Below are 15,751 nucleotides of genomic sequence, written 5' to 3'. Positions count from 1 at the left end.
CAATGAAACCGGGCGAAGGGTGGTATTTCTACCTAACCGGCCTTCTTGGTTGTCTTCTTGGCGGCTTTTTTCTTGGGCGCCGCCTTTTTCTTGGCCCCTTTCAGGGCCGCGCGCTCATTGACCAGTTCGATGGCCATTTCCTGCGTTACGTCCTCGGGTTTGATGTCCTTGGGAATGGTCGCGTTGACCTTTTCCCACTTCACATATGGACCATAGCGCCCATCCAGAACCTGCATTGCGCCACCATCGGGATGTTCCCCCAGTTCTTTCAGCGCTTTGGCCGCAGCCCGGCGTCCGCGTCCCGGATTGGAGCGCTTTTCAGCAAGCAATTCGACCGCGCGGTTCATGCCGATCTCGAACACGTCATTGGGGTCTTTGAGGTTTGCATAAACCGGTTTGGCCTCATCCGCCAGCTGGTGCATCAGATATGGTCCGAACCGCCCGAAATTCGAGCTGATCATACCGCCCTCGGGGTGCTCACCAATCTGGCGGGGCAGGGATAGCAATGTCAGCGCCTTGTCCAGATCCATATCATCCTTGCTCCAGCCACGTGGCAGCGAGGCGCGCGGAGGTTTCTTGTTCTCGGGCGTTGGCTCTCCACGTTGAACATAAGGTCCGAACCGACCGGTCTTCAGCCAGATATCATCACCTGAATCTTCACCCAGCAGGCGCTCTTCACCCTCGGCACCTTCACCGGCGATAGGACGGGTATAGGTGCATTCGGGATAGTTGCCGCAGCCGACGAACCCGCCAGTGCGTGAAGTTTTCAGGTGCAACTGGCCTGCGCCGCATTTCGGACAGACACGCGGGTCAGATCCATCCTCGCGTGGCGGATAGAGCTGCGGTGCCAATGCTTCGTCCAGTTTGTCCAGCACTTCGGAAATGCGCAGTTCCGATGTCTCGCCAATCGCGGCCGAGAAGTCGCGCCAGAATTTGCCCAACAGATCCTTATAGTCCCGATCACCTGCACTCACATCGTCCAGCTGTTCTTCCAGATTGGCGGTGAATTCATAACCGACATACTGACGGAAGAAGTTCAGCAGAAAAATCGTGACGATCCGCCCCTTTTCTTCGGGGATCAGCCGGTTCTTGTCCTTGCGTACATATTCCCGGTCCTGAATCGTTGTGACAATCGAGGCATAGGTCGACGGTCGCCCGATCCCCAGCTCTTCCATCCGCTTGACCAGCGTCGCCTCGGTATAGCGCGGCGGCGGTTGAGTGTGATGTTGCAGCGCCAGAACTGATTCATTGTCTGACAGAATAGCCTCTTTCGCGGCCCGGTCCGTGCCATCGCTTGTCGCTTTGGTGAACTGATCCCGCAACGTGGTTTTAGAGAACCGTGCGGGGTCGCCCTGCATGATCTGGGGCAGGCGTTTGTCATCCTCATCGGCGACATCATCGCGGCCTTCTTCATAGACACGCATGAACCCGTCAAACATCACCACCTGACCGGTCGCGCGCAGGCCAACCTGCCCATCTTCGCTGCCGATTTCGACAGTTGTGCGTTCCAGCCGGGCAGCAGCCATCTGGCAGGCAATGGTGCGTTTCCAGATCAGGTCATAGAGCTTGCGCTGATCGTCGTCCGTTACCTTCAGCGCTTTGGTATCGCGGGTCATATCCGTAGGCCGGATGCATTCGTGGGCTTCCTGCGCGTTCTTTGCCTTGTTCTTATAAATGCGAGGGCTGTCCGGCACATATTCCGCGCCATAGCGGTCGGCGATGGTCTCGCGCGTAGCCGCCACGGCCTCGGGGGCCATGTCGATGCCATCGGTTCGCATATAGGTAATGTAGCCGGCCTCATACAAGCGCTGTGCCACTTGCATCGCGTGACGCGCACCCATGCCGAACTTGCGGCTGGCCTCTTGCTGCAGGGTCGAGGTCATGAAGGGTGCGCTGGGATTTCGAGCGGCGGGTTTCGCCTCGACCGAAGTGACACTGAGCGCGCGGCTGGTGATCGCCTGCACCGCCAGTTCGGCCTGGGTTGAGTTGGACAGATCGTGCTTGTCCAGCTTTTTACCGGCCAGTGTGACCAGGCGTGCCTCATAGGTCTGACCACGGGGTGTTTCGAACAGGGCGCGCACCGACCAGTATTCCACCGGTTTGAACGCCTCGATTTCCATCTCTCGCTCGACAATCAGGCGCAGGCAGACAGACTGCACGCGGCCTGCGGATTTTGCACCAGGCAGTTTGCGCCACAAGACGGGCGACAGGTTAAACCCCACAAGATAATCCAGGGCACGGCGGGCCAGATAGGCCTCGACAAGTGGCATGTCCACCTGACGGGGGTTTCGCATCGCCTCGGTCACTGCGTCCTTAGTGATGGCGTTGAAGGTCACCCGGCTGACAGGCGTATCCTTTTTGATCGACCGGCGTTTGGTCAGTGCTTCCTGCAAATGCCAACTGATCGCTTCACCCTCACGATCGGGGTCGGTGGCGAGGATCAGGGCGTTGTCTTCTTTCAGCGCGTCGGCGATGGCTTTGACATGTTTGCGGCTGTCGTTCCCGACCTCCCATTTCATCGCAAACTCATCCTCGGTATCGACCGAGCCATCTTTGGGCGGCAGATCTCGAACATGGCCGTAAGACGCCAGAACCGTGTAGTCCGGGCCAAGATATTTATTGATTGTTTTGGCCTTGGCAGGGGATTCTACAACAACAACAGGCATTTAAGGGGAAACCTCGCTCGACGGAATTGGCGCCTTCTATGAGTGTGCAAGATGTGTAGGGCAAGAGCGAATTGTCAATGCGTTCCTTTGAAAGCAAGGATTTATATGCGATTTCAATGGGATACATGTGTAAGCTTGGATATCCAACACTCAGGCGGTCAATGACAGAAGACCCCCGGGTTGGCGTTGAATACGTCCGTCCAGTTCTAGATCGACCAAAACCGGGGCAATTTCACCCGCCGTTGCCTCAACATCGCGGATCAACTGGTCTTCGGCGATAGGAGAGGGGCCGAGCCGGGTCAGAATTAGGCGTTCCAGGTCATTGGTTGAGCATGGTGTGCGGGGTAAATTCTTTTGGAGCATTTGCTGGGGTTCGAATAGGTTCGCTTGCTGCGGTAGCGCTTCGATCACATCTTCTGCAGACCTTATCAAAGTAGCACCGTCGCGGATCAGCAGGTTGCAGCCGGCCGCACGCGCGTCAAAGGGGTGCCCGGGTACGACCAGAACATCGCGCCCCTGGTCCAAGGCGTCGCGCGCTGTAATCAGGCTGCCGGATTTGGCGGCGGCTTCGACCACAATAACGGCCTTTGCCAGGCCCGAGATGATCCGGTTGCGACGCGGGAAATGGCGCGCCTGTGGCGTGACGCCCATCGGTTGTTCCGAGACGCGAAGCCCGGAACCTGCGATTTCAGCGGCAAGATCGGTATTTTCAGCAGGGTAAACCACGTCGACCCCCCCCGCCATAACGGCGATGGTGCCTGTTTCAACCGTGGCTAGGTGCGCCGCGGTATCAATCCCGCGGGCCAGGCCAGAAACAATCACATAACCCTGTTTTCCCAGATCGGTCGCCAATCCGCGCGCCATTCGCGCGCCCAGAGATGAGCAGTTGCGGGCACCGACCATAGCGACCGAGGGGCGCTGTAAAAGAGAGGTGTCACCGATTGCCCACAACATTGGCGGAGCATCATTCAGATCATGTAAAGCGGATGGGAAATCGGCGGACCCTAGGCACAAAAGCCGCGCATTGGCAGCTTTTGCGGCCTTGAGTTCCGCCTCAATCACGCCGGGCGGGCAGATTTCATACCCTTCTATTCCGGCAGCGCGTGCCATTTCCGGCAGCGCGGCCAGCGCATTCTGCGCCGAGCCATGTTCGCGAAGCAGCCGCCGAAACGTCGCCGGGCCCACTTTGCGAGAACGCAACAGACGAAGCCAGGAAAACCGATCCTCTTCCGTGGTGGGTGGGAGTGTGGGGTGATTGGAAGAAAGCTGCTCTTCGGTCATCCGTTGCTCCGTCTGATTGCAGAACTGGTTTACAGCTGCCAGGGTTAACAGCGTGTGAATCCCGTCAAATTTTCCGGATATATTTCGAGGCTCGGGTGTCTCAGTTGCGTAGGTTGTTGAAAAACAACGGCAAAAAATACAGCCGAGTCGGAAGTCGGAAAACACCTCTCCGCAAAGTATCAATGCATATCCAAAGCGGGCGTTAACCCTGCGCTTTGGAAGCAGTGACCGATTCTAATTAGGCCGCCGATCCGCCAATCGTCAGCCCATCCATCAGGACCGTAGGTTGGCCAACGCCCACAGGCACCCATTGACCATCCTTGCCGCAAGTGCCCATTCCCGGATCCAGGGCCATGTCGTTGCCCAACCCGCGAACGCGTTTGAGGGCAGAGGGGCCATCGCCAATCAATGTTGCCCCTTTGACCGGCGCGCCGATTTTGCCGTTTTCAACCCGGTATGCCTCGGTGCAGGAAAACACGAACTTGCCATTGGTGATATCCACCTGGCCGCCGCCAAAGCCAACCGCCCAGATGCCATCCTTTATATTGGCTACCAAAGCGGCGGGATCGGCATCGCCACCCAACATGATTGTATTTGTCATCCGTGGCATTGGTTTATGGGCATAGCTTTGACGCCGCCCATTCCCGGTTGGCGCAACACCCATCAGACGGGCGTTTTGGCGATCCTGCATATATCCGGTAAGGATGCCGTCTTCGATCAGCACAGTGCGCGAACTGGGTGTACCCTCATCATCGACGCTGATTGACCCGCGCCGGTCTGCGATTGTGCCGTCATCAACGACCGTCACACCTTTGGACGCGATCTGTTGACCCATCAGCCCGGCAAAGGCGGAACTGCCCTTGCGGTTGAAATCCCCTTCAAGGCCGTGGCCGATTGCTTCGTGCAGCAAGATGCCGGGCCAGCCAGGGCCCAGTGCGACCTCCATCACGCCCGCAGGGGCGGGAACAGCCTCGAGGTTGACCATGGCGATGCGAAGGGCCTCGCGGGCTTTATCCTGCCAGTCGGTTGGGTCGATCAGCCCGTCCAGGCCGATCCGGCCACCTCCACCGGTCGAGCCGCTCTCACGACGGCCGTTCTGTTCCACGATGACTGAGATATTCAACCGGGTCATGGGGCGGACATCGCGGACCAGAATGCCGTCAGGGCGTAGAATCTCAACCTCCTGCACCGCAGCAGCAATAGTGGCGCTGACCTGTACTACACGCGGATCAAGATCACGGGCAAAGGCGTCAATCTCGCGCAATGTTTCGATCTTGACGGGAAAACTGGCAGATTCGATCGGGTCTTCGTCTGTATAGAGGCGCTTGTTGGTGGCCCGGGGGGCATCGGCTAGCGTACCGCCACCATCACCGACCGCCAGCCGCGCGGTCTCGGCGGCCCGTTTCAGGGCAGGAATCGAGACGTCCGTTGAATGCGCATAGCCTGCCACTTCGCCCTGCACGGCGCGCAGGCCGAAACCTTCGGACGCGTCATAAGAAGCGGTCCGCAAGCGCCCGTCATCAAAGACCAGAGACTCGGATTTCCGGCGTTCAACGTACAGTTCTCCGTCCTCGGCCCCGGCGGTGGCGGATTGCAGTACTGCAAGCGCTTCGTCATGTGGAAGAGCGCTTTCAAACGGGCGAAACGGGTCGTTGGGCATCTCTTGGGACCTTTCGAGTTTGATCCAGATCAAAAATAGCGTCTGTTTGACGCAAGCATTTTGCTTTATCTACCCGCAGGAATATGGTTTTTAACGCGGCCAAAGACAACGGGTGAGGTGTGGCCGATTCACACCTTTTCGCCAGGGACGCAAAGATCAAACGATCAGGACAGAAAATGAAGAACGCTTTGAAGCTTTCGGGGCTTATGACAGCCCTCTCCAGCCTTCCCGCCATGGCTCAGGAGCTTGAGATTATCGGTCAGCCGGTTGACGGCGGCATAGGATTCCAGCCTGCAGCCACAAGCCTTGCCGAGGGGATTCATCGCCTGGATAATATGATTCTGGTGATTATTACCGCGATCTGCATATTCGTTGCGGGCCTGCTGGTTTACTGCATCATGCGTTATAACCAACGCGTCAACCCGACCCCGGCGCGATTCTCGCACTATACTCCGGTCGAGATCGTCTGGACGTTGGGTCCGATTCTGATTCTAGTATTCATCGGTGCTTTCTCTCTGCCGGTTCTGTTCAAGCAGCAGGAAATTCCCGAAGGTGATGTCGTTATCAAGGTTGTCGGCAACCAGTGGTATTGGACATATGAGTATGTCGATCACGATTTTGCATTCGACAGCTATCTGCTCGGCCACCCAGCCACGTTGGACGAAGGTACTCGCCCCGCCGATGCGGACGTGACGGCATTTGTCCTGGATGACGCGATGCGGGCCAAGCTGGCAGACGCAGGGTATAGCGACGATGAGTGGCTGCTGGCCACCGACACAGCGGTAGTTGTCCCGGTTGGCAAGGTCATCGTGATGCAAGTGACTGCGTCCGACGTGATCCATTCCTGGACCATTCCGTCCTTCGGTGTGAAGCAGGACGGTGTACCCGGACGCCTGGCTGAGCTGTGGTTTGAGGCCGAAAAGGAAGGCATCTATTTCGGCCAGTGTTCGGAACTGTGCGGCAAAGACCATGCCTATATGCCGATCACTGTCAAAGTTGTCAGCCAAGAGGCGTATGACGCGTGGCTGAAAGGTGCGATCGACGAGTATGCGGGCCTGCCGCAGAACTATCAGGTCGCTTCGAACTGATTTCAGTAAGGGCGGGATGCGTCCCGCCTGCTACAAGATGCAGGCTGTGCGAGAGATCGCACAGCCTTCGCCCCAAAAGGACCCGAGATGAGCGACGCAAGCATCAATGCAAGCCAAACGACCGCCCAAGCGTATGCGAATGAGGCCAGCTTTGGCGATTACTTCGCCCTGCTGAAGCCGCGCGTGATGTCGCTGGTTGTATTCACGGCGCTTGTTGGTCTGCTGGCAGCGCCGGTACCGGTACATCCGTTCGTTGGGTTCTGCGCGATATTGTTCATTGCCATCGGAGGTGGCGCATCCGGCGCGCTGAACATGTGGTGGGATGCAGATATCGACCGCGTTATGAAGCGCACCAAAGGTCGCCCCATACCGTCGGGCAAGGTACAAGAGGGCGAAGCGATGGCCTTGGGCCTGGCACTGTCCGGCCTGTCGGTGATCATGCTGGGTCTTGCAACCAACTGGTTCGCCGGAGCCTTTCTGGGCTTCACCATCTTCTTCTATGTCGTTGTCTACACGATGTGGCTCAAGCGTTCGACGCCACAGAACATCGTGATTGGCGGCGCAGCTGGGGCTTTCCCGCCAGTCATCGGCTGGGTCGCTGCAACCGGATCCATGTCCGTCGAACCTTGGCTGATGTTTGCCCTCACCTTCATGTGGACGCCGCCGCATTTCTGGGCGCTGGCCCTGTTTATGCGGTCGGATTACGACGATGCGGGTGTGCCGATGTTGACGGTAACCCATGGTCGGCGGGCGACGCGCTGGCATATTCTGGTCTACACCGTTCTGCTGGCAGTGCTTGCGATTGGAACCGGCTTTTCGGCAATCGGCGGCCCGATCTATCTGACCGTCGCTATTGTACTGAACGCGTTGTTCCTGCGCGGAGCATGGGCAATCTCGCGTCGGACCGAGGATGACTCCGAGGCTGATAACTTCAAAGTTGAGCGTGGCTTTTTCAAGCTCTCGCTGCTGTACCTTTTCCTGCATTTCGGCGCGATCCTTGCCGAAGCGCTGCTGAAGCCTTACGGGCTGGGAGGCTGGGCATGAGCCTGCGCAAAAGCCATGAGTTGCATCAACGTCGGTTCAGCCGAAATCTGGGCGTTGGCCTGACGCTTGCTGCATTCATCGTGCTGATCTTTGGGCTGACGATCGTCAAAGTCTCAGGGACCGATTTTAACAGGGCCATGCAAGAGGTGCAGAACTGATGGCGCTCACGGGGCCGCAAAAAACCGTCGTGCAAACCGTCGGCGTTGTTGTTCTGATGGGCAGCCTCGCCTGGGCTTCGGTACCGTTTTACGACTGGTTTTGCCGGGTCACCGGGTATGGCGGCACAACCGGAGTGGCTGTAGCCGCGCCAGAGGACATCCTTGAGCGCACTGTTACCGTTCGCTTTGACGCCTCAAAGGCGAAAGACATGGCCTGGGAATTTAAGCCGGTCGAGCGCCAGATGGAAATCCGCATCGGTGAAACGGGCCTGGCCTTCTATGAGGCATATAACCCCACTGACCGCCCGATTGCCGGTCAGGCGTCTTACAACGTTGCGCCTTATTCGGCCGGTGGGTATTTCCAGAAGATCGCCTGTTTCTGTTTTGAAGAACAGGTGTTGCAACCCGGAGAACGGGTTCAGATGCCGGTGAGCTTTTTCGTCGATCCCGAAATGGTCGAGGATCTGGAAGCCAAATATGTGCATACGATCACTCTGTCGTATACATTCTACGAAATTGACCTGCCCGAGGGCTATGCCGCCCTTGATGTTCAGGCTGATACAAACAAGAACTAACGCCTGTAGGTGAGGGACGCTGATGGCACACGCAAAAAATCATGATTACCACATTCTGACCCCTTCGATCTGGCCACTGATCGGCGCTGCGGGCGGCTTTGTGATGTTGTTCGGGGCCGTCCTCTGGATGCACGGCGTCACCTCCTACATGTTCTGGGCCGGTCTTGTCGCGGTTCTTTACACCATGTTCGCCTGGTGGTCCGAAGTGGTGGCCGAAAGCCGTGTAGGCGATCACACGCCGGTCGTGCGCATTGGCCTGCGCTATGGGTTCATCCTGTTCGTGATGTCCGAGGTGATGTTCTTCTTCGCCTGGTTCTGGTCGTTCTTCAAACACCGTATGTACCCGATGTACGACTATGCGGGCACCGAGTACATCCAGCCGGATATCCACGCGGTTGACCCGTTCCACTTGCCGCTGATCAACACGCTGGTCCTGCTGCTTTCGGGCTGTGCCATCACCTGGGCACACCACGCGCTGGTGCATGACAATGACCGGAAGGCGCTGATCAACGGCCTCGCTATTGGTATCGTTTTGGGCATCGCATTTACCGCTCTGCAGGGCTTTGAGTACTACGAATTGCTGGCCCATGAGGGCTGGAAATTCGGTGGTGATCAGTTCTATTCGAACTTCTTCATGGCAACCGGCTTTCACGGCTTCCACGTGATTATCGGCACCATCTTCTTGTCGGTCTGTTTAATCCGGGCACTGAAGGGTGATTTCACGCCGGAAAAGCACGTCGGTTTCGAGGCCGCGGCCTGGTACTGGCACTTTGTTGACGTTGTCTGGCTGTTCCTGTTCTTCGCAGTCTATATCTGGGGACAAGCCCCTTTGATCTGACGCCGGACCGGTAACAAAATTGCAAAAGCCGCCCCCAAGGGCGGCTTTTTCTCTATCAGGGTGCAAGATTGCACCCGATACAAATGGGTGGTTGCAATTCAGTTCACACCGCCCTTAACAAGACGCCGGTTTCTGCAACAAGGTTTGACCCCGCCATGCGCCGCATAACTTTCCTGCTGATCTTCGGGCTCGCCGGTCTGGGTGTGCTTGTGTCGCTGGGCGTCTGGCAGGTACAGCGGCTTGGGTGGAAACAAGACGTGTTGGCCGAGATTAACGACCGGATCTCCGCTGAACCTGTTTCCCTGCCGCAGCAGCCTTCCGAGACACGGGACAAGTACTTACCGGTTTTCGTCCAGGGTGAGATGCAGCCGGGTGAAATCCATGTTCTGGTTTCGGTGAAACAAGTAGGCGCTGGCTATCGAGTTATCCAAGCTTTCGATACTGGCGACCGGACTATTCTGGTCGATCGCGGTTTTATCCCAACCACTGCCAAACAGGTTGAAAGACATACCGGGCAGATCGAACTGACGGGCAATCTGCACTGGCCGGATGAGATCGACGGCTATACGCCCGAACCCGATTTGTCTGCTAATATCTGGTTTGCCCGCGATGTTCCCGCTCTTGCCGCAGCTCTGGGAACCGACCCGGTTCTGCTGATCGCACGGTCCCAAACCGATCCGAATGTGACCCCTCTGCCAGTGGACACTGCGGGCATCCCGAATGATCATCTGGGATACGCGATCACATGGTTTGGCCTGGCTTTGGTCTGGGCTGCGATGACTGGTTATTTCCTGTGGCGCGGTCGCGCCCCATCAGAAAGTGAAGCGCAATGAAATATGTCTCAACCCGCGGGCAGGCGCCCGAACTGAGTTTTGAAGAGGCGATGCTGACCGGGCTGGCCCGCGACGGCGGCCTGTATCTGCCCGCCGAGATCCCGGTGATGAGCCAGGATGACATCGCTGCTTTGGCCGGCCTGTCCTATGAGGAGATCGCCTTTCGTGTGATGTGGCCCTATGTCAGCGGATCATTTGGGGAAGATGAGTTCAAACAGATCATTGCCCGCGCCTATAAAGGGTTCGGCCATGACGCCCGCGCACCGTTGAAGCAGTTGAACGAGAACCACTTCCTGCTGGAGTTGTTTCACGGCCCGACACTGGCCTTCAAAGACTTCGCCATGCAGCTAATCGGTCAGTTGTTCCAGGTAGCGCTGAAGCGTCGCGGGGATCGGGTGACTATCGTGGGCGCGACCAGCGGTGATACCGGTTCGGCCGCGATTGAGGCGTTCCGGGGGCTGGATGCGGTAGACGTGTTTATCCTGTATCCGCATGGCCGCGTTTCGGAGGTGCAGCGTCGTCAGATGACCACACCTTCGGACAGCAATGTGCATGCTCTGGCCGTCGACGGGGACTTTGACGACTGTCAGGCCGCGCTGAAAGATATGTTCAACGATTTCGACTTCCGTGACGGTGTGAAACTGGCGGGGGTGAACTCGATCAACTTCGCCCGCGTGCTGGCACAGATCGTCTATTACTTCTCAGCTGCGGTCAGCCTTGGCGCGCCACATCGCAAGGTCAGCTTTACCGTGCCTACGGGTAATTTCGGGGACATCTTTGCGGGCTATCTGGCCAAACGCATGGGATTGCCGATTGACCGCTTGGTAGTGGCGACCAACCAGAATGACATTCTGCATCGGTGTCTGGCAGGCGAAGGGTATTTCAAGGGAGACACGATCCCTTCGATCAGTCCTTCGATGGATATTCAGGTCAGCTCGAACTTTGAACGGGCGCTGTATTATGCCTATGACGAGGATGGCAATTCTGTGGCTCAGCTGATGGACGAGCTGAAGACGGGCGGCTTCAATGTCAGCCAAGGCGCGATGGAAGCGTTGCGCGAAAGCTTCGACTCGGGCCGCGTGTCCGAAGAGGAAACACTGGCGACGATCACAGCCACGCTGGCCCACAGCACCGAACTGGTCTGCCCCCATACTGCCGTGGGTATCAAAGTTGCCGAGGAGCACCGCGACGCGAACGTCCCGATGATCACTTTGGCGACTGCACACCCGGCCAAGTTCCCGGCTGCGGTCGAGAATGCGAGTGGCGTACATCCGCCTCTTCCCTCTCGCATGTCTGATCTGTATGAACGTCCGGAACGGGTGACCCGCATCGCCAATGATCTGGGCGCCCTTGAGGATCATATCAAAGGGCATATCGCCGAGTGACTGTCAGACAAGACCAACTGAAGAACGGCTTCCGTATCGTCAGTGAACATATGCCGGGGCTGCAATCTGCGGCCATAGGCATCTGGGTAACCGCCGGTGCGCGCAATGAGCGGATCGAACAGAATGGCATAGCCCATTTCCTTGAGCATATGGCGTTCAAGGGAACCAAACGGCGATCCGCGCTGCAAATTGCCGAAGCGATCGAGGATGTGGGCGGGTATATCAACGCCTATACTTCGCGCGAGGTGACGGCATATTACGCGCGCGTTCTAAAAGACGATGTGGCGCTGGCGATGGATGTCATCGGTGACATCGTCCTGAACCCGATCTTCGATCCGCGCGAGATTGAGGTCGAACGCGGTGTGATCCTACAGGAAATCGGTCAGGCCTATGACACGCCCGACGATGTAATCTTTGACTGGCTGCAAGAGCAGAGCTATCACGATCAGCCCCTGGGCCGGACCATACTTGGCCCCACTGAACGCGTCAGCGCATTCTCGCGCGAGGATCTGTCGGGTTTCGTGGCCGAGCATTATGGCCCTGAACAGATGATCCTATCCGCTGCTGGTGCGGTGGATCACGATGCACTGATGAAAACGGCCGAAGAGATGTTTGGTCACCTGCAACCACGCAAGGGTTTGATCCCTGAAGTGGCCCGATTTACCGGTGGTGAGGCGCGGCAGGAGAAAGAACTGGAGCAAGCTCATTTCGCTTTGGCGCTGGAAAGCCCCGGCTATCGCGACGACGCGATCTATACCGCGCAGATTTATTCGACCGCGCTGGGCGGGGGTATGTCTTCGCGCTTGTTTCAGGAAGTGCGGGAAACGCGCGGGCTTTGCTATACGATCTTTGCCCAGGCTGGCGCCTATGCCGACACCGGCACTACTACGATCTACGCGGGGACATCTGCGGATCAGATCGGTGAGTTGGCGACGATCACCATTGACGAAATGAAACGTGCCGCCGAGGATATGAGCCCCGAAGAGGTCGCGCGTGCTCGTGCGCAAATGAAGGCCGGAATGCTGATGGGGCTGGAAAGCCCCTCGAACCGGGCCGAGCGTCTGGCGCGTCTGGTGCAGATCTGGGGACGGGTGCCGTCGCTTGAGGATACTGTTGCCAAGATTGACGCGGTCAGCACCGAAGATGTCCGCAGCTTTGCCGAGCAGATAGCAGCACAAGCGCCAGCGGCGCTGGCGCTGTATGGTCCGGTATCAGGTGCACCCACACTCGCGGACTTGCAGGAGAGGCGCGCGGCGTGATGCTTCTGGGCAGACGCAAGCTGAAACTTGAAACCGAGCGGCTCAGCTTGCGCCCGCCCGTGCACTCCGACTTTAATGACTGGGCAGCGCTGCGGCGCTCGTCCAGAGATTTTCTGACCCAGTGGGAGCCGATCTGGGCTTCGGATCATCTGAGCCGGAAGTCCTTTACCAACCGGGTCTACTGGGCGCAGCGATCTGTTGCGAGCGGGACGGCGATTCCGTTGTTCCTGTTCCGGCGCTCTGATGACCTGCTGGTTGGTGCGATCACGCTGGACAATGTGCGCCGTGGCCCGGCACAGGCGGGGACCCTGGGCTATTGGACCGGTCAGGCTTTTGCCCGCAACGGCTATATGCGCGAAGCTATTGGCGCGGTGGTCCATCATGCCTTCACGCGGTTGGACCTGAGTCGGATCGAGGCGGCGTGTTTGCCCGAAAACAAACCTTCGCGTGGGTTGCTGGAAAGCTCGGGCTTTAAATACGAAGGCGTGGCGCAGTCCTATCTGCAGATTGACGGGCGCTGGCGAACGCATGTGTTATATGCCTGCCTGCGCTCAGACCGGCGCGGGAAGACCGAAGCCGGGTAGGTGGCCTCGGTGAGGCCATTGGGGCTCTGCCCCAAACCCCGAGGTATTTTAGGCCAGATGAACTAGGGGCATGACTTGGCGGGCACTTGCGCTACAATCACGTTATGCGCTGGGTGGTTTTTTCATTTTTGGTGATCTCGGGCGGGGCTGTGGCACAGGAGCGGCGGCCAAGCCATTGCATCGCCATTGCGGATGCGGCACCAGGGATCGAATACCTGCATAAAGCGGGGTGGCAAGATCCGGTGCCGGAGTATTCCGTCCGGATCAGCTATGTCGCGCATGCGTCTTTTCTGATCCAGACGCCGGGCGGGTTGAACGCCGTGACAGATTTCACCGGCTTCATCGGCGGGGCCAGTCTGATTCCCGATGTGGTGACGATGAACCACGCCCATGGCACGCATTGGACCGCGCATCCCGATCCCGCCATTCCGCATGTGCTGGAGGGGTGGGGCGTGTTCGGGGAGGGGATCGAACATCATCTGGATCTGGACGAGATGCTGGTGCGCAATGTCTCGACCGATATCCGTTCTGTTTATGGCGGGGTCGAAGAACGTGGCAATTCGATCTTTGTGTTTGAGGTGGCGGGCTTGTGTATCGGGCATCTGGGTCATCTGCACCACGTCCCATCGGACGCGCAATTTGCGGCCCTTGGGCGGTTGGATGTTGTCATGGCCGCCGTTGATGGCGGGACGACCATGCCGCTGCCCGAAATGATTACAGTTCTGAAACGGTTGAAGAGTTCGGTCATCATTCCGATGCATTGGTTTTCAGACTATTCGCTGGATCGGTTTCTGGCGGATATCAGGGGGGATTTCCCTGTTGAACGCGATGGCGTTTCTGAATTCACCGTATCCCTACGCTCACTTCCGGACCGGCCAACGGTGGTTGTGTTAGAGCCGCAATACCTGATCGAGTTGGAATAGGGCTTGTCGGGACCTGTTGCCTTGGGCAAGGAATGGGCATGACCCTGAATCCCGCAGACGATCAATTCGCCCAATCAATTCGCGCCGCCTTGCCGGATGAAGTGCTGCGACCGGTCACCGCGCGATATCTCGAGGAGCCGCGCCGTCGGATTTCCGGGCAGGCGGGGGTGCTTGCGGTGCCCAGAACGGCCGAGGAGGTGGCGGTTCTGATCCGATTGGCTGCCGAGGCATCGGTCCCGGTGGTGCCATATGGGGGCGGCACCGGTGTTGTTGGCGGTCAGGTGACGTCGGACGGGCCTGCGCCTTTGCTAATCTCGCTAGAGCGGATGACAGCGATCCGGGCTGTCTATCCGACAGAGAATGTGATGATTACAGAAGGTGGTGTGATCCTTGCAGATGTGCAGGCGGCTGCCGAAGGCGCGAACCGGTTATTTCCACTTTCCCTTGCCTCACAGGGGTCATGTAGGATCGGAGGGAACCTGTCGACAAATGCAGGGGGGGTTAACGTGTTGCGCTATGGAAACGCCCGTGACCTGTGTCTGGGCCTTGAGGCGGTTCTACCAAGTGGCGAAATCTGGCATGGGCTCAGCCGGTTGCGAAAGGACAATACCGGGTATGATCTGCGCAATCTTTTGATCGGAGCCGAAGGGACGCTAGGGATCATCACTGCGGCGGCACTCAAGCTGTTTCCCCGTCCTGAGGCGGTTGGAACGGCCATGGTTCAGGTCACCTCTGCCGAAGCGGCGGTTGATTTGCTGGCGCTGGCGCGGGACCTCATGGGCGACAGCGTCAGCGCATTTGAACTGATTCACCAACAGGGGCTTTTGTTCCTGAGTGAGGTTCTGCCAGAGACGCGGCAGGCTTTTGCCGAGCCGCCCGAATGGTCTGTACTGATCGAGATTGGCTTGTCGATGGGACAATCACCTGAAACCGCGTTTGAGGTGCTGTACGAGGCCGCTGAGGCACGTGGGCTGGTCACCGATGCGGTGATTGCACAAAGCGAGGCGCAGCGGCAGGACATGTGGGCCGTGCGCGAGCGTATTCCGGATGCAAACCGGCTGATCGGGTCGGTCTCAAGCCACGATATCTCGGTGCCGATCTCGGCCATCCCAGAATTTATCCGGCGTGGTGCAGATGTTGTGGCCGCGCTTGGTCCGTATCGGGTGAACTGTTTCGGGCATCTGGGCGACGGGAACCTACATTACAATGTGTTTCCGCCAAACGGGCATTCCCGGTCAGAGTATGACGCCGAAAGTGCGAAGGTAAAAAGGGCCGTTCATGACCTTGTGCATGAGTTTCAGGGATCCGTCAGCGCAGAGCACGGTATCGGGCGATTGAAGACCAATGATTTGGAACGATATGGCGATCCGGTCAAATTGAGCGCGATGCGGGCGATCAAATCGGCGTTGGACCCCAAAGGGATCATGAACCCCGGCGCGGTCCTGCGGCTGTAACTG

At 58.0% G+C, this 15,751-nt stretch carries 14 protein-coding genes; 11 read left to right on the top strand and 3 right to left on the bottom strand.

Features of this window, described 5'->3' with window-relative positions:
* Window positions 1–32: 32 nt before the first annotated feature.
* The 3 genes from topA to tldD form a co-directional block, all read right to left on the bottom strand.
* Window positions 33–2,666: a type I DNA topoisomerase gene (gene topA, locus AC2FIZ_RS14270; RefSeq protein ID WP_496791225.1), complete on the bottom strand. Its 2,634-nt coding sequence runs from the start codon at window positions 2,664–2,666 to the stop codon at window positions 33–35.
* A 150-nt stretch (window positions 2,667–2,816) separates the two neighbouring features.
* The gene (gene dprA / locus AC2FIZ_RS14265; RefSeq protein WP_281995760.1) at window positions 2,817–3,947 is read right to left on the bottom strand and encodes a DNA-processing protein DprA; all 1,131 of its coding nucleotides are present in this window, start codon (window positions 3,945–3,947) and stop codon (window positions 2,817–2,819) included.
* Between the two features lie 238 nt (window positions 3,948–4,185).
* Complete coding sequence (gene tldD / locus AC2FIZ_RS14260; protein WP_281995761.1) at window positions 4,186–5,607, bottom strand: metalloprotease TldD; 1,422 nt, start codon at window positions 5,605–5,607, stop codon at window positions 4,186–4,188.
* Window positions 5,608–5,783: 176 nt separating this feature from the next.
* On the opposite strand from tldD, the gene coxB reads away from it, so the two are divergent.
* From coxB to AC2FIZ_RS14205, 11 genes are all read left to right on the top strand, one after another.
* The gene (gene coxB / locus AC2FIZ_RS14255; RefSeq protein ID WP_142637990.1) at window positions 5,784–6,695 is read left to right on the top strand and encodes a cytochrome c oxidase subunit II; all 912 of its coding nucleotides are present in this window, start codon (window positions 5,784–5,786) and stop codon (window positions 6,693–6,695) included.
* 87 nt (window positions 6,696–6,782) lie between these two features.
* Window positions 6,783–7,739: a heme o synthase gene (gene cyoE, locus AC2FIZ_RS14250; RefSeq protein WP_142637992.1), complete on the top strand. Its 957-nt coding sequence runs from the start codon at window positions 6,783–6,785 to the stop codon at window positions 7,737–7,739.
* Window positions 7,736–7,897: a cytochrome c oxidase system small membrane protein gene (locus AC2FIZ_RS14245; RefSeq protein ID WP_185956706.1), complete on the top strand. Its 162-nt coding sequence runs from the start codon at window positions 7,736–7,738 to the stop codon at window positions 7,895–7,897. The genes cyoE and AC2FIZ_RS14245 overlap by 4 nt, the downstream gene beginning before the upstream one ends.
* The gene (locus tag AC2FIZ_RS14240) at window positions 7,897–8,472 is read left to right on the top strand and encodes a cytochrome c oxidase assembly protein (protein ID WP_282027749.1); all 576 of its coding nucleotides are present in this window, start codon (window positions 7,897–7,899) and stop codon (window positions 8,470–8,472) included. The genes AC2FIZ_RS14245 and AC2FIZ_RS14240 overlap by 1 nt, the downstream gene beginning before the upstream one ends.
* Before the next feature lie 22 nt (window positions 8,473–8,494).
* Window positions 8,495–9,310 carry a cytochrome c oxidase subunit 3 gene (locus AC2FIZ_RS14235; RefSeq protein WP_142637996.1) on the top strand — a complete coding sequence of 272 codons (816 nt, stop codon included), beginning with the start codon at window positions 8,495–8,497 and terminating at the stop codon, window positions 9,308–9,310.
* Between the two features lie 155 nt (window positions 9,311–9,465).
* Window positions 9,466–10,143 carry an SURF1 family protein gene (locus AC2FIZ_RS14230; protein ID WP_142637998.1) on the top strand — a complete coding sequence of 226 codons (678 nt, stop codon included), beginning with the start codon at window positions 9,466–9,468 and terminating at the stop codon, window positions 10,141–10,143.
* Window positions 10,140–11,528, top strand: a complete 1,389-nt coding sequence (gene thrC / locus AC2FIZ_RS14225) for a threonine synthase (RefSeq protein ID WP_142638000.1) — start codon at window positions 10,140–10,142, stop codon at window positions 11,526–11,528. The genes AC2FIZ_RS14230 and thrC overlap by 4 nt, the downstream gene beginning before the upstream one ends.
* On the top strand, window positions 11,525–12,787 hold the full coding sequence (locus AC2FIZ_RS14220) for a M16 family metallopeptidase (RefSeq protein WP_142638002.1): 1,263 nt from the start codon (window positions 11,525–11,527) through the stop codon (window positions 12,785–12,787). The genes thrC and AC2FIZ_RS14220 overlap by 4 nt, the downstream gene beginning before the upstream one ends.
* Window positions 12,787–13,371: a GNAT family N-acetyltransferase gene (locus tag AC2FIZ_RS14215; protein ID WP_271950493.1), complete on the top strand. Its 585-nt coding sequence runs from the start codon at window positions 12,787–12,789 to the stop codon at window positions 13,369–13,371. The genes AC2FIZ_RS14220 and AC2FIZ_RS14215 overlap by 1 nt, the downstream gene beginning before the upstream one ends.
* 104 nt (window positions 13,372–13,475) lie before the next feature.
* The gene (locus tag AC2FIZ_RS14210) at window positions 13,476–14,294 is read left to right on the top strand and encodes an MBL fold metallo-hydrolase (RefSeq protein ID WP_496791224.1); all 819 of its coding nucleotides are present in this window, start codon (window positions 13,476–13,478) and stop codon (window positions 14,292–14,294) included.
* 38 nt (window positions 14,295–14,332) lie between these two features.
* Window positions 14,333–15,748 (top strand): FAD-binding oxidoreductase, encoded by a 1,416-nt coding sequence (locus AC2FIZ_RS14205; RefSeq protein ID WP_496791223.1) that lies wholly within the window; start codon window positions 14,333–14,335, stop codon window positions 15,746–15,748.
* The last annotated feature ends 3 nt before the right edge of the window (window positions 15,749–15,751 follow it).

The organism is Ruegeria sp. CDSB022 (genome assembly GCF_059611145.1).
The sequence above is the reverse complement of the archived record's forward strand: the minus strand, read 5'-3'. Positions and strand labels throughout refer to the sequence as shown.